The sequence below is a fragment of the Streptomyces sp. NPDC058464 genome (assembly GCF_042721035.1).
GTDB lineage: Bacteria > Actinomycetota > Actinomycetes > Streptomycetales > Streptomycetaceae > Streptomyces.
On the sequence record NZ_JBHXMA010000019.1, the window covers coordinates 147,004 to 160,354 of the forward strand.

At 73.8% G+C, this 13,351-nt stretch carries 12 protein-coding genes; 5 read left to right on the forward strand and 7 right to left on the reverse strand.

Annotated features, from left to right (window positions below):
* Positions 1 to 71: 71 nt before the first annotated feature.
* Positions 72 to 1,235, forward strand: coding sequence for an exonuclease SbcCD subunit D (locus tag ACFWPQ_RS24900; protein ID WP_384038727.1), 1,164 nt, complete (start codon positions 72 to 74; stop codon positions 1,233 to 1,235).
* 34 nt (positions 1,236 to 1,269) lie between these two features.
* Positions 1,270 to 4,260 carry an AAA family ATPase gene (locus tag ACFWPQ_RS24905; protein ID WP_384038729.1) on the forward strand — a complete coding sequence of 997 codons (2,991 nt, stop codon included), beginning with the start codon at positions 1,270 to 1,272 and terminating at the stop codon, positions 4,258 to 4,260.
* A gap of 116 nt (positions 4,261 to 4,376) precedes the next feature.
* Here the strand turns inward: ACFWPQ_RS24905 and ACFWPQ_RS24910 are convergent, their stop codons facing one another.
* Positions 4,377 to 4,823 carry an Lrp/AsnC family transcriptional regulator gene (locus tag ACFWPQ_RS24910; RefSeq protein ID WP_384038732.1) on the reverse strand — a complete coding sequence of 149 codons (447 nt, stop codon included), beginning with the start codon at positions 4,821 to 4,823 and terminating at the stop codon, positions 4,377 to 4,379.
* A 136-nt stretch (positions 4,824 to 4,959) separates the two neighbouring features.
* On the opposite strand from ACFWPQ_RS24910, the gene ACFWPQ_RS24915 reads away from it, so the two are divergent.
* Both ACFWPQ_RS24915 and ACFWPQ_RS24920 read left to right on the forward strand, forming a co-directional pair.
* Positions 4,960 to 5,433: a rhodanese-like domain-containing protein gene (locus ACFWPQ_RS24915; protein ID WP_384038735.1), complete on the forward strand. Its 474-nt coding sequence runs from the start codon at positions 4,960 to 4,962 to the stop codon at positions 5,431 to 5,433.
* Positions 5,434 to 5,480: 47 nt separating this feature from the next.
* Complete coding sequence (locus ACFWPQ_RS24920) at positions 5,481 to 5,996, forward strand: immunity 21 family protein (protein WP_361299351.1); 516 nt, start codon at positions 5,481 to 5,483, stop codon at positions 5,994 to 5,996.
* 7 nt (positions 5,997 to 6,003) lie between these two features.
* On the opposite strand, the gene ACFWPQ_RS24925 is transcribed toward ACFWPQ_RS24920, so the two are convergent.
* From ACFWPQ_RS24925 to ACFWPQ_RS24950, 6 genes are all read right to left on the reverse strand, one after another.
* On the reverse strand, positions 6,004 to 7,233 hold the full coding sequence (locus ACFWPQ_RS24925; RefSeq protein WP_384038738.1) for a cytochrome P450: 1,230 nt from the start codon (positions 7,231 to 7,233) through the stop codon (positions 6,004 to 6,006).
* Positions 7,234 to 7,267: 34 nt separating this feature from the next.
* Positions 7,268 to 8,662: an NAD(P)/FAD-dependent oxidoreductase gene (locus ACFWPQ_RS24930; RefSeq protein ID WP_384038741.1), complete on the reverse strand. Its 1,395-nt coding sequence runs from the start codon at positions 8,660 to 8,662 to the stop codon at positions 7,268 to 7,270.
* Positions 8,649 to 8,876: a ferredoxin gene (locus ACFWPQ_RS24935; RefSeq protein WP_351720264.1), complete on the reverse strand. Its 228-nt coding sequence runs from the start codon at positions 8,874 to 8,876 to the stop codon at positions 8,649 to 8,651. Before ACFWPQ_RS24935 ends, ACFWPQ_RS24930 begins: the two co-directional genes overlap by 14 nt.
* A 143-nt stretch (positions 8,877 to 9,019) precedes the next feature.
* Complete coding sequence (locus ACFWPQ_RS24940) at positions 9,020 to 9,718, reverse strand: hypothetical protein (RefSeq protein ID WP_384038744.1); 699 nt, start codon at positions 9,716 to 9,718, stop codon at positions 9,020 to 9,022.
* A 144-nt stretch (positions 9,719 to 9,862) separates the two neighbouring features.
* The gene (locus tag ACFWPQ_RS24945) at positions 9,863 to 11,551 is read right to left on the reverse strand and encodes a DUF885 domain-containing protein (protein WP_384038747.1); all 1,689 of its coding nucleotides are present in this window, start codon (positions 11,549 to 11,551) and stop codon (positions 9,863 to 9,865) included.
* A 33-nt stretch (positions 11,552 to 11,584) separates the two neighbouring features.
* Positions 11,585 to 12,076 (reverse strand): Lrp/AsnC family transcriptional regulator, encoded by a 492-nt coding sequence (locus ACFWPQ_RS24950; protein ID WP_189266826.1) that lies wholly within the window; start codon positions 12,074 to 12,076, stop codon positions 11,585 to 11,587.
* Positions 12,077 to 12,135: 59 nt separating this feature from the next.
* On the opposite strand from ACFWPQ_RS24950, the gene ACFWPQ_RS24955 reads away from it, so the two are divergent.
* Complete coding sequence (locus ACFWPQ_RS24955) at positions 12,136 to 13,314, forward strand: trans-sulfuration enzyme family protein (RefSeq protein ID WP_384038751.1); 1,179 nt, start codon at positions 12,136 to 12,138, stop codon at positions 13,312 to 13,314.
* The last annotated feature ends 37 nt before the right edge of the window (positions 13,315 to 13,351 follow it).

Sequence of the window (13,351 nt, forward strand, 5' to 3'; positions counted from 1 at the left end):
GCGAGCCCTGTGCTGGTTCGTGCTGGTTTCAGAGGCGCAGTAGGGGTGAACGTGCGGGTCGGAGCGGTTTCATGAGGTTGCTGCACACTTCCGACTGGCATCTTGGCCGGGCGTTCCACCGGGTGAACATGCTCGGCGCCCAGGCCGGGTTCATCGGTCACCTCGTGACGACCGTACGCGAGCAGGCCGTGGACGCCGTGGTCGTGTCGGGAGACGTGTACGACCGCGCGGTCCCGCCGCTGGCCGCGGTCGAGCTGTTCGACGACGCCCTGCACCGGCTCGCCGACCTCGGCGTGCCCACGGTGATGATCTCCGGCAACCACGACTCGGCCCGCCGCCTCGGCGTCGGCGCCGGTCTCATCGACCGTGCCGGCATCCATCTGCGCACCGAACCGTCCGCCTCCGGCACCCCCGTCGTGCTCACCGACGCCTTCGGCGACGTGGCCTTCTACGGGCTGCCGTACCTCGAACCGGCCCTGGTGAAGGACGAGTTCGGAGTCGAGAAGGCCGGGCACGAGGCGGTGCTGGCCGCCGCCATGGACCGGGTCCGCGCCGACCTCGCCGCCCGCGCGCCCGGCACCCGGTCCGTCGTCCTCGCGCACGCCTTCGTCACCGGCGGCGAGGCCAGCGACAGCGAGCGGGACATCACCGTCGGCGGGGTGGCCGCCGTCCCCGCCGGCGTCTTCGACGGCGTCGACTACGTGGCGCTGGGCCACCTGCACGGCTGCCAGACCATCACCGAGCGCGTCCGCTACTCCGGCTCCCCGCTCGCGTACTCCTTCTCCGAGGCCGACCACCGCAAGAGCATGTGGCTCGTCGACCTCGCCGCCGACGGCACGGTCGCCGCCGAGCGGCTCGACTGCCCGGTCCCACGTCCGCTGGCCCGCATCCGCGGCACCCTGGACGACCTCCTCGCGAACCCCGCCCTCACCCCCCACGAGGATGCCTGGATCGAGGCCACCCTCACCGACCCGGTCCGCCCCGCCGACCCCATGGCCCGCCTCACCGACCGCTTCCCGCACACCCTCAGCCTGGTCTTCGCCCCCGACCGTGCCCCCGACGACCCCGACGTCTCCTACGCCCGCCGCCTCGCCGGCCGCACCGACCGGCAGATCGCCGAGGACTTCGTGGCCCATGTCCGCGGCGCGGGCCCCGACGAGCGCGAACTGGCCGTGCTGGGCGACGCCTTCGACGCCGTGCGCACGGACGGCGCGGTACGGGAGGTGGCGCGGTGACGACGCACCCGCGACGGAACTCGGAGGCCGCCCAGTGAGGCTCCACCGGCTCGACGTCACCGCCTTCGGTCCCTTCGGCACCACCCAGGCCGTCGACTTCGACGCGCTCTCCGCCGCCGGGCTCTTCCTCCTGCACGGCCCGACCGGCGCCGGAAAGACCTCCGTCCTGGACGCCGTCTGCTACGCGCTGTACGGCACCGTCCCCGGCGCCCGCCAGAGCGGCCAGGGCCTCACCCTGCGCAGCGACCACGCCGACCCGGCCACCCGCACCGAGGTCCGCCTCGAACTCACCGTCGCCGGACGCCGGCTGGAGATCACCCGGCAGCCGCCCTGGGAGCGCCCCAAGAAACGGGGTTCGGGCACGACCCTGGACAAGGCCCAGACCTGGCTGCGCGAGTACGACGCGATCGCCCGCGCCTGGAAGGACCTCAGCCGCTCGCACCAGGAGATCGGCGAGGAGATCACCCAGCTGCTCGGCATGAGCCGCGAGCAGTTCTGCCAGGTCGTCCTGCTGCCGCAGGGCGACTTCGCCCGCTTCCTGCGCGCCGACGCCGGCGCCCGCGGCCAACTGCTCGGCCGGCTCTTCGACACCCAGCGCTTCGCCGACGTGGAGAAGCGCCTCGCCGAGCGCCGGAAGGCGACCGAGGCCCGGGTGCGGGAGGGCGACTCCGCGCTGCTGGCCGACGCGCACCGCATGCAGCAGGAAGCCGGCGACGCGATGGAGCTGCCGGAGCTGGCCCCGGGGGAGCCCGGCCTGGCCTCGGCCGTCCTCGCCGCCGCGGCCGTGGCCCGCAGCACCGCGCGCGAGCGCCTCACCGTCGCCCACTGTCGTCTCAGCGCCGCCGAGTCCGCCCACTCCGCCGCCGACCGCGCGCTGGCCGACGTCCGCGAACTGGCGCGGCTCCAGGGCCGGTTCGCGGAGGCGCGGCAGCGGGCGGTACGGCTGGAGGAGCGGGCCGGGGCCCATCGCGAGGCGCGGGCGCGGATGGAACGGGGGCGCAGGGCGGAGGCGGTGGCGCCGGCGCTGGAGCTCCGGGAGGCCGCCGAGGCCGGGCATCGCGGGGCGGCCGCCGCCGAGCTGCGTGCGCGTGCTCTGTTGCCGGAGAGCTTCGCGGAAGCCGGTGCGACAGGGCTCGCCGGCGCCGCCCGTCGGGCCGCCGAGGAGCTGGGCGGGCTGGAGGCCGCGCGCCGGGCCGAGCGACGGCTCGCCGAGGCCGTCGACGAGCGCGGCCGCCTGGACCGGCAGGAGCGGGACGACGAGGACGTCCTGCGCGAGGCCGCGGGCTGGCTCGCCGGCTGGGACGCCAGGCGCACGCGACTCCAGTCCGGTATCGACGCCGCCCAGGAGGCCGCGACCCGCGCCGAGCAGCTCGCCGTACAGCGCGACCCCGCCCGTCGACGGCTGGCGGCGGCGCGGCTCCGCGACGAGCTGGGCCGGGACACCGACGAGGCCCAGCGCGCGGCCCTCGCCTCCGCACAGCGGGCCGTGGAAGCGCGCACGCACTGGCTCGACCTCAAGGAACAGCGGCTGAACGGCATCGCCGCCGAGCTGGCCGCGCAACTCGCCGACGGCGAACCGTGTGCCGTCTGCGGAGCCACCGAACACCCGGCGCCGGCCGAGAAGTTCGCGGGCCACGTCGACCGCGAGGCCGAGGAACGCGCGCTCGCCGCCCACCAGCGCGCCGACGAGCAGCGCGCCCGGGACGAGCGGCGACTCGGCACCGCGCGCGAGGCACTGGCCGCCGCCACCGCCGAGGCCGGAGACACCCCGACCGAGCAACTGGCATCTCAAGCAGACCAGTTGGAGCAGGAGTACGCCCAGGCCCGGCGGGCCGGCTCCGCCCTGCACGCGGCGCACGAGGAGCTGCGGCTGGCCGAGCAGGAACGCGAACGCCGACTGGACGAACGGCAGCAGGCCGAGGTCCGGGCCGCCGCCCGGCTCACCCGCCGCGAGGGCCTCGACGCCGAACAGGCCGCCCTGGAGGAGGAGTTGGCCAGGGCCCGGGGGAGCGCCACCAGCGTGGCCGCGCGGGCCGCGCAGCTGGAGCGGCAGGCCGCGCTGCTCACCGACGCCGCCGACACCGCACGCGCCGCCGAGGAGACCGCCCGGCATCTCAAGGACGCCGACGCCCGGCTCGCCGACGCCGCCTACCGGGCCGGTTTCGACACCCCGCAGGCCGCGGCCGCCGCCCTCCTCGACGACGCCGCCCACCGCGAACTCCAACGGCGGCTGGACGACTGGCAGTCCGAGGAGGCCGCGGTGCGTGCCGCCCTGGCGGAGGCCGACACCGCGGCGGCCGCCCAGCAGCCGCCCGCCGACCTCGACGCGGCGGAGCGCACCGCCGACCTGGCCGCCCGGCGCCTGCGCGACGCCGCCTCCGCCCGCGACCGGGCCGCCCGCAGCTGCGCCGAGCTCGACCGGCTGTCCGCCCGCGCCACCGAGGGTGTGCGTCAACTGGCCCCGCTGCGCGAGGAGTACGACCGGGTCGCCCGCCTCGCCGCCCTCACCGCCGGCACCTCCGCCGACAACGAGCGCCGGATGCGCCTGGAGTCGTACGTCCTCGCCGCCCGCCTGGAACAGGTCGCCGCCGCCGCGACCGTACGTCTGCAGCGCATGTCGTCCGGCCGCTACACCCTGGTCCACTCCGACGACCGCACCGGACGCGGCCGCAGCGGCCTCGGACTGCACGTCGTCGACGCCTGGACCGGACGTGAGCGGGACACCGCCACGCTGTCCGGCGGCGAGACCTTCTTCGCCTCCCTCGCGCTCGCCCTCGGCCTCGCGGACGTCGTCACCGACGAGGCGGGCGGCGTCAGCCTCGACACCCTCTTCATCGACGAGGGCTTCGGCAGCCTCGACGACCAGACCCTGGACGAGGTCCTCGACGTCCTCGACTCCCTGCGCGAACGCGACCGCAGCGTCGGCATCGTCAGCCACGTCGCCGACCTGCGCCGCCGCATCCACGCCCAACTGGAGGTCACGAAGGGCAGATCGGGCTCGGCTCTGCGGCAGCGGGGGGTCTAGCGCCCCAAAGGGGCGCTGGGGGTACCCCCGGCCGAAGGCTGGGGGAGGAACTGCGCGACCAGCCACGACGGCGCCGCAGACGAGCGACGACATGACTCGGCAAATCCAGCGGAGCGCTAGGTGCCGACGGCCCGGCGCGGGAGCGGCGACGAGTAGACGACGCTCGTCGTCACCGAGCCCAGCGTGCCGATCCGGCCGGAGATCTCCTCCAGGTGGCGCATCGAGCGGGCGGTGACCTTGATGACGAAGCAGTCGTCGCCCGTGACGTGGTGCGCCTCCAGGATCTCGGGGGTGACGGCGACCAGGTCGTGGAAGGGCTTGTAGTTGCCGTTGGGGTACCGAAGGCGGACGAAGGCGAGGATCGGCAGGCCGAGGCGCTCCGGGTCGACCACGGCCGCGTACCCCTGGATCACGCCCGCCTCCTCCAGGCGGCGCACCCGCTCGGTGACCGCGCTCGGGGACATCGCGACGGCCCGCGCCAGCTCGGCGAAGCTGGCCCGGCCCTCGCGCTGGAGGACCTCGAGGATGCGCCGGTCGGTGGCGTCCGGGGAAAAGTCGGTCATGGGGGATGGATAACAGGGAATCCCCGGCCGGACAAGGTCAGGGCCGTGGATCGCGCCTTCAGGGCGCCCTGTCGCCCTCGTAGATTTGCGGCCAAGGAGATCCGCCGCACCGACGGCGGCCGGCGAAAGGCCTCACATGACCGACACCACCGTCAGCCCCGTCCTGCGCGTCGCCCCCGCCGCCCCCGCCGAGGCCGCCGCCCACTTCCGGGCGAGCCTCGCCTTCCACGCCGACGTCTCCGACGTGGCCGCCGCCCTGGCCGCCGGCGGCGACCCCGGCTTCGTCGTCCTGGACTCCCGCTCGACCGAGTCCTGGGACCAGGGCCACATCCCCGGCGCCGTCCACCTGCCCACCGCGCTCGTCCCCGAGCAGGCGGCCGAACTCCTCGACAGGGCCGTGCCCGTGGTGACGTACTGCTGGGGTCCCGGCTGCAACGGCGCGACCCGCGCCGCCCTCGCGCTCGCCGAACTCGGCTACCAGGTCAAGGAGATGCTCGGCGGATTCGAGTACTGGGTGCGTGAGGGCTTCGAGTTCGAGACCTGGCAGGGGCGTGAGCGGCGCGCCCCGGACCCGCTCACGGCCCCCGTCGCGGGCGACTGCGGTTGCTGATTCCCGGAGGCGAACCTGTGCCCTCGCTGTCCGTGTAGGTTCACCCCATGACTCGATATGCGGATCCAGGCGCGGTGGAGTGGGTGGAGTCGGGCGGCGGCCCGCTGGTGGCGGTCCCCGAGACGGTCCTGCCGTTCTGGGCCGGCGCCGACAGCGAGGACCTGGCCACCGACTACGACCGGGCCTGCGAGGTCGACGGCTACGTCGGACTGCTCCCGGTCGGGGACAGCACCGCCCTGGTCCTCGGCGACGAACCCGCCTCGACGTCCTTCCTGCCCGACCACGGCACCTTCGTCCGCTGGTCCGCCGCCAACTCGGAGGAGGAACTCCTGGCGCAGGTGCCCGCCGCCCTCGACGGCGCCGTGTGGGAGAACGAGATCCGCTGGCAGGTCCCCGGCCCCGTCGTCCTGTTCGACTCCGCCTGGCCGGGCGGCGAGGCCGAGGGCGGCGACCATCTCCGGGTCCCGCTGGAACCCGGCACCTACGCGGTGCGGGCCGCCTACACCAGACCCGGCCCGGAAACCTGGCTGGGTCTGGTGCAGTTGCGCCGACTCCCGTCCTGACCGACCGTCACTTGACGCCGTCGATCGCGATGTTGAGGTGCCGTGGACCGCGCAGCACGGCGTTCGGACGGTACGGCGGCGGGTCCTCGACGAGCCGCGGGTTGTCGAGCCGGCGGGCCAGCTGGGCCAGCGCGATCTGGGCCTCCAGGCGGGCCAGCGGGGCGCCGAAGCAGCTGTGGATGCCGCTGCCGAAGCCGAGGTGCTGGATGTCCTGGCGGTCCGGGTCGAAACGGTCGGGATCCGTGAACCGGTGCGGGTCCCGGTTGCCCGCGCCCAGCACCAGCCAGATGCGCGACCCCTTGGGGATGGTCACCCCGTGCACCTCGAGGTCGGTGATGCAGGTGCGCTGCGGGAGCAACTGCACCGGCGGCTCGTAGCGCAGCAGCTCCTCCACGATCCGCACCGACAGCCCCGGGTCGTCGCGCAGCCGCTCCAGGTACTGCGGGTACCGCAGCAGCGTCAGCATGCCGTTGGTGATGAGGTTGACGGTGGTCTCGTGCCCGGCGATGAGCAGCAGCACCGCCGTGCTGAGCACTTCCATGGTCGTCATGGCGCCGTCCGGACCGCTGCTGTGCACCAGGTCGGACAGCATGTCCTCGTGCGCCTCCTTGGTGCGCTTCTCCACCAGCCCGTTCAGGTACATGCCGAGCTGCAGCCGGGCCTCCTGCGCGGTCCGCTGGGATTCGGCGGCCGTACGGGAGTCGGGGTCCAGCCCGGCGACGATCGGGTCGACCCAGGCCCGGAACCGGGGCTCGTCCTCCCGCGGCACGCCGAGCAGCCGGCAGATCACGGTGACCGGGAAGGGGTAGGCGACCTGGTCGACCAGGTCGAACTCCCGGGCGTCCCCCAGGCCGTCGATCAGCCCGGTGATGATCTCCTCCAGCTGGCCCCGCATGTCGTCGAGCCGGTGCGGCCGGTGCGGCGGCCCGAAGGAGCTGTTGGCGATCCGGCGGAGCCGGTCGTGCTCCGGCGGGTCCAGCCGGATGAAGCTCGGCGGGAGTCCCGTCGCCTCCGGACCGGACAGCTCGTCGTTCCCGCCGACGGTCACGTTGGACTCGTCGGAGCTGATCCGGGGATCGTGGAGCAGGGCCTCGATGTCGTGGTAGGTGCTGATGAGGTAGGGGCCGTCCTCCTCCTCGTGCAGCACCGGCGTCTTGCGGAGTTCCTCGTACAGCGGGTACGGGTTGGCGCGGTTCGCGAAGTCGGTGATCTGGCGCAACATCGAGGTCTGCGTCATGACAGTTCCTTGGAGCGTCGGGGCCGGGGCGCGGTCAGTGGCGGGCGGGGTGGAAGACCAGTTGCTGGTCGGTCGGCGAGTAGCCGCTGAGGGTCACCATGGGGCCGTGCGTCGGCAGGGCGGGGTCCGGGAAGTCGGAGTCGACCGGCACCCGGCCCTCCGGACGGCGGTCCACCGTCGGGAACTCCACCGGGAACGGCGCGCCCCGCTCGATCTCCCGCTGGTAGAACTCCAGCCACCGCGTGCTGTCGAAGCTCACCGCGGCGATCGTCCGGCCGTTGTGGCCGTACACCCCGACGAACCGGCGTTCGGCCAGCGAACCCTGCGTGATCATGATCTGCTCGCCCATCGGCGGCACCCCGACCGACTTGATGTTGACGCCGAACTGCGACGACCAGAACGCCGGCACCCACAGGTGCGGCCGCCGCTCGGCGCTCGGGTTGATCATGTTGTGCGCGGCGGTCTCGGCCTGGGCGATCGCGTTGCCCCAGTGCTCCAGGGACAGGAACTGGTAGCCGAACAGCGCGTGCGGGGACCGGGCGACATCGCCGGCGACGAAGATGTCGTCGGTGACGATGCCCCGGAAGTCGAAGGCACGGCAGCCCGCGTCGCAGGCGATGCCCCGTGGGCCCGCGCCGAGACCGGAACCGGCCAGCCAGTCGGTGTTGCGGGTCGCGCCCAGCGAGACGATCACCACGTCCGCCTCGACCACGGACTCGTCGGACAGATGGACCGCCCGCACCCGACCGGCCGGGTCACCCTCCAGCGCGGTGACCATGACCCCGGTGCGCAGGTCCACCCCGTTCTCGCGGTGTATCTCGGCCGCGACCGCGCCGATCACCCCGCCGAGGGCGCCCACCAGCGGCGCGCCCGCGCGTTCCGCGACGGTGACCGCGATGCCCTGCTCCCGGCAGGCCGAGGCGATCTCCGACCCGGTGAACCCGGCGCCGATCACGAACACCCGGCGCGGCCCGGCCTTCAGCCGCCGCAGCAGCGCGGCCGCGTCGTCCCGGGTGCGCAGCGTGAACACGCCCTCCAGGCGGGCCTCGTCCTCCTTGGGCCAGGGCCGGGCCCGCACCCCGGTCGCGATCAGCAGCCGGTCGTACTCGACCTCGTCGCCGTCGGCCAGCCGGACCCGCTTGGCCTCGACGTCGAGACCCGCCGCCGCGACGCCCAGCCGCCACTTCGCGTCGATCTCCATGCGGTGCGGCAGCGCGGTGTGGTGCGGGGCCGCCCTGCCGAGCAGGACCGCCTTGGACAGCGGCGGCCGGTCGTAGGGCTCGTACGGCTCGTCGCCGATCATGGTGAGTTCGCCGGTGAACCCCTCGGCGCGCAGCGTCTCGGCACCCCGCAGCCCGGCCAGCGAGGCGCCCACGATCACGATCCGGCCCTCGCGCCGCAGCCAGTCGAGATAGTCAGTGGGCGGCATCGGAGGCCCCTCCCGCGAATCCGTCCAGGCCGTCGGCGGTGATCGCCTGCACCGGACAGGCGGCGACGGCGCGCGCCACCCGCTCCCGCTGCTCCTGCTCGGCCTGCGGGTTGTAGACGAGCGACTCCTCGCCGTGCATGGCGAAGACGTCCGGAGCGAGGAACGCGCACTGCGCGTATCCCTGACATCTGTTGAGGTCGACGACAAGGCGCATCATGGCTCCGCCCTTCCGGTGGCCAGGTCCGGTGCGTACCGCGGTCCGTCATGTCAGTCCCGGACGGCGGAGAACTCCCCGCACGCCAGCATGGGAGCCCGGCCTCGCCGTCGCGCGCCGGGGCCCGCCGATCGGGTGAGCCGTCAGGCGGCCGGGGCGGCCGGGGCGGCCGGTGCCGCCGGGTCCGCGGCGGAGCGGCGGAAGCCCTCCATGACGATGTACGCGCTGAGCAGCAGCGACCAGGCCGGGAACACCAGTTCGGCCCACGGCACCGCGGTCGACACGAACAGCAGGACGACGGCGGTCAGGAAGCCCAGCAGCGTCAGCCAGCGCGGCAGGATGCCCAGGCGGTGCCCGATCACCGACGCGGAACAGGCGAAGACGGCCGCCATCCGCATCGCGTACCCGGTCATCAGCGTGTACGCGAGGTGCTGGCCGAAGTCCCAGGTGGGCCGGGACGGTGAGGTGCCCGCCGGGTGGGCGGTGTCGAGCACGGCCGCGGCCGTCGCGGCGGCGGCGAACATGGTGGCGGTGAAGACCAGGCCGCTGCCGAGGAAGACGGTGGCCATGAAGCGGTCCTCGGCGTCGCCGACGTGCGAGCGGACGGCGCCGACGAACCACAGGAAGAAGATGCCGGCGAACGGCACCAGCATGAGGGCCGCGCGGACGGCGCTGAGCTGGGAGGGATCCGGCCGCTGGGTGCTGACCGCGTCGGCGCCCTGCGGGACGCCCAGCCGGATCAGCACCATGGCGGCGGCGAGCAGCAGCGCGAAGACGATCCCGGCCACGCCGGCGGCGCGTGGGGTCTGCAACGGCTGCCGTGGGGGCGTGGAGGTCTGCATACGCGGCTCGCTTCCTGTGTCCGGTGGCCCTCGGGCACCAGCAAGCCCCCTGCCCCCGGCCGCCGCCACCGGAGCACCCCCGAACGGCACAGCCGCGTCAACCCGGTCCCACCGCCCGACGGGCGGCGGGACCGGGCCGTGCCGTCAGAGCTGCGACAGCTCCGCCACCAGGTCGTCCAGGCCCAGCGAACCCTGGGACAGGGCCGCCATGTGCCAGGACTTGAGGTCGAAGCCGGCGCCCCGCCGCTCCCGGGCCTGCTCCCGGCCCAGCAGCCAGGCCCGCTCGCCCAGCTTGTAGCCGATGGCCTGCCCCGGCATCGACAGGTAGCGGGTCAGCTCGCTCTCCACGAAGTCCGCGGGCCGGCTGCTGTGCGAGCCGAAGAACTCCTGCGCCAGCGCGGGCGTCCAGCGCTCCCCGGGGTGGAAGGGGGACTCGTCCGGGATCGTCAGCTCCAGGTGCATGCCGATGTCGATGATGACCCGCGCGGCCCGCATCATCTGCGCGTCCAGGTAACCGAGGCGGCGCTCCGGGTCGGTGAGGAAGCCCAGTTCGTCCATGAGCCGCTCCGCGTACAGTGCCCAGCCCTCGGCGTTGGCGCTGACCATGCCGACGCTGGCCTGGTAGCGGGAGAGGTTCTCGGCGATGTGCTTCCACTGCGCCAGCTGGAGGTGGTGGCCGGGCACGCCCTCGTGGTACCAGGTCGACACGAGGTCGTAGACCGGGAACCTGGTCTGGCCCATGGTCGGCAGCCAGGTGATGCCCGGGCGCGTGAAGTCGTCCGACGGCGGCGTGTAGTACGGCGCCGCCGCGCTGCCGGGCGGAGCGATCCGGGACTCGACCCGGCGCACCCGCTCGGCCAGGTCGAAGTGGGTGCCGTCCAGCTTCTCGATGGCCTCGTCCATCACGGACTGCAGCCAGCCGCGGACCTCGTCTACGCCCTCGATGTGGGTGCCCTGCTCGTCCAGGTGCGCCAGCGCCACCCACGGGGTGGCCGCGCCGGGCAGGATCTTCTCGGCCTCGGCCTTCATCTCGCCGAGCAGCCGGTGGTACTCGGACCAGCCGTACGCGTACGCCTCGTCGAGATCGAGGTCGGTGCCGTTGAAGTAGCGCACCCAGCGGGCGTACCGCTCCCGGCCCACCACGTCCGGCCCGCCCTCGATCGCCGGCGCGTACACGTCCCGCATCCAGTCGCGCAGCGCCAGCACCGCCTCGGTGGCGGAGCGGGCCGCCTCGTCCAGTCCGGCGCGCAGCGCCTCGGGCCCGGACGCCGCGAACTGCTCGAACCAGCCCTTGCCGTCGCCCGTGTCGGCCCATTCGCCGAGCTGTCCGACGAAGGTCGCGGTGGCGCGCGGGCCGGCGTACAGCTTGCGGTCCAGGCCGAGTTCGAGGGACTGCCGGTAGCCCTCCAGCGCGGCCGGCACCGCGCGCAGCCGTGCGGCGACCGCCGTCCAGTCCTCCTCGGTGGCGGTGGGCGTCACCGTGAACACCTGGCGCACCGCGTGCGCGGCCGAACTCAGGTTGCTGACGGAGCGCAGGCTCTCGTCGGCCTCGTGCACGGCGAGGGAGGCGCTGAGCCGCTCGCGAAGCAGGCGCGCGCAGCGACGCTCGATGTCACTGTCCGCACCGGGCTGCCGCTCGGCCTCGTCGAGCTTGGCGAGCGTGTCGCGCTGGAGCCGGGCGAGCGCCTCCGCCCCGGCCGGCGAGGTGTCGGGCAGGCGGCTCGAACTCTCCTTGTCGCCGAGGAAGGTACCGGTGATCGGGTCGAGGGCGATGAGCTCGTCGACGAAGGTGTCGGCGACCTGACGGGGCAGCGGGTTACTGGTCTGTGACATGCGGTCCATCCTCGTACGGCGGACCGCCGTACGTCACGGGGATTGGGCCGACGACACCGGCGGAAGCAGCGGCCCGCACTCCCACTGCTGGAAGATCAGCCGGGTCTCCACCCGGGCGACCTCCCGGTGCGCCGTGAACTCGTCCAGGACCAGCCGCTGCAGGTCCGCCATGTCCGCCACGGCCACATGCACCAGGTAGTCGTCGGGTCCGGTCAGATGGAACACCGTCCGCGACTCCGGCAGCGCCCGGATCCGCTCCACGAACGGTCCCACCAACTCCCGCCGGTGCGGCCTGACCTGCACCGACAGCAACGCCTCCAGACCCCGCCCGAGCTTGGCCGGATCCAGTTCGAGGCGGTGCCCGAGGATCACCCCGGAACGGCGCAGCCGGGTCACCCGGTCCAGACACGTCGACGGCGCCACGCCCACCTGGGCGGCGAGATCGCGGTAGGTGGTCCGGGCGTCGTTCTGAAGCAACCGCAGCAGATGCAGATCGACCGGATCCAGTACGACGGAATCAGCCATGGCCCGAACGTAACACGGGTCTCACCCCACATCTCCCGTCAGGTGTTCACCCTGCGGTCATGGACACAGCGAGAACCTACGACGACCCGGCGCCCGTCCGCGGCCACGCCACCCACGCACCGCGCGCCCTGGCCACCGAGGCCGTGCACGCCGGTCGCGACGACCTCGCCCGACAGGGCCTGCACGCCCCGCCGATCGACCTGTCCACCACCTACCCGTCGTACGACAGCCGCGCCGAGGCCGCCCGCATCGACGCCTTCGCCACCGACGGCGCCGATCCTTCCGGCCCGCCCGTCTACGGACGCCTGGGCAACCCGACCGTCGCCCGTTTCGAGACCGCCCTGGCCCGTCTGGAGGGCACCGAGGCCGCGGTCGCCTTCGCCAGCGGCATGGCCGCCCTGTCCGCCGTCCTCCTCGCCCGCGCGGCCACCGGTCTGCGCCATGTCGTCGCCGTACGGCCCCTCTACGGCTGCAGCGACCACCTCCTCACCGCCGGTCTCCTCGGCACCGAGGTCACCTGGACCGACCCGGCCGGCATCACCGACGCGCTGCGCCCCGACACCGGTCTGGTGCTGGTCGAGTCCCCGGCCAACCCGACCCTCGCCGAACTCGACCTGCGGGCGGTCGCCCACGCCTGCGGCAGGGTGCCGCTGCTCGCCGACAACACCTTCGCCACCCCCGTGCTGCAGCGCCCCGCCGAACTCGGCGCACGGCTCGTGCTGCACAGCGCCACCAAGTACCTCGGCGGCCACGGCGACGTGCTCGGCGGAGTGGTCGCCTGCGACGAGGAGTTCGCCGGTCAGCTCCGGAAGATACGTTTCGCGACCGGCGGCGTCCTGCACCCGCTCGCCGGCTACCTGCTGCTGCGCGGCCTCTCGACACTCCCGATCCGGGTCCGCGCCGCCTCCGCCACCGCCGCCGAACTGGCCCACCGCCTCACCGCCGACCCGCGCGTGGCCCGCGTCCACTACCCGCGGCTGGGCGGCGCGATGATCGCCTTCGAGGTCTACGACGACCCGCACGAGGTCGTCTCCCGGGTACGTCTGATCACCCCCGCCGTCAGCCTCGGCAGCGTCGACACCCTCATCCAGCACCCGGCGTCCATCAGCCACCGCGTCGTCGACGAGGGGGACCGCCGCGGCGCCGGCGTGACCGACCGGCTGCTGCGGCTGTCGGTGGGCCTGGAGGATGCCGACGACCTGTGGGCAGACCTGGACCGGGCACTGGGGCTGCTCTAGCGCCCCGTAAGGGGCGCGGGGCTGTGTGGATGTGCGG

What these genes read in the sequence shown, in the direction of transcription:
- ACFWPQ_RS24910 (WP_384038732.1), bottom strand. Translation starts at nt 4,823, where the DNA reads ATGACCGACTTTTCCCCGGACGCCACCGACCGGCGCATCCTCGAGGTC.
- ACFWPQ_RS24935 (WP_351720264.1), bottom strand. Translation starts at nt 8,876, where the DNA reads ATGCGCCTTGTCGTCGACCTCAACAGATGTCAGGGATACGCGCAGTGC.
- ACFWPQ_RS24900 (WP_384038727.1), top strand. Translation starts at nt 72, where the DNA reads ATGAGGTTGCTGCACACTTCCGACTGGCATCTTGGCCGGGCGTTCCAC.
- ACFWPQ_RS24940 (WP_384038744.1), bottom strand. Translation starts at nt 9,718, where the DNA reads ATGCAGACCTCCACGCCCCCACGGCAGCCGTTGCAGACCCCACGCGCC.
- ACFWPQ_RS24945 (WP_384038747.1), bottom strand. Translation starts at nt 11,551, where the DNA reads ATGTCACAGACCAGTAACCCGCTGCCCCGTCAGGTCGCCGACACCTTC.
- ACFWPQ_RS24955 (WP_384038751.1), top strand. Translation starts at nt 12,136, where the DNA reads ATGGACACAGCGAGAACCTACGACGACCCGGCGCCCGTCCGCGGCCAC.
- ACFWPQ_RS24915 (WP_384038735.1), top strand. Translation starts at nt 4,960, where the DNA reads ATGACCGACACCACCGTCAGCCCCGTCCTGCGCGTCGCCCCCGCCGCC.
- ACFWPQ_RS24930 (WP_384038741.1), bottom strand. Translation starts at nt 8,662, where the DNA reads ATGCCGCCCACTGACTATCTCGACTGGCTGCGGCGCGAGGGCCGGATC.
- ACFWPQ_RS24950 (WP_189266826.1), bottom strand. Translation starts at nt 12,076, where the DNA reads ATGGCTGATTCCGTCGTACTGGATCCGGTCGATCTGCATCTGCTGCGG.
- ACFWPQ_RS24920 (WP_361299351.1), top strand. Translation starts at nt 5,481, where the DNA reads ATGACTCGATATGCGGATCCAGGCGCGGTGGAGTGGGTGGAGTCGGGC.
- ACFWPQ_RS24925 (WP_384038738.1), bottom strand. Translation starts at nt 7,233, where the DNA reads ATGACGCAGACCTCGATGTTGCGCCAGATCACCGACTTCGCGAACCGC.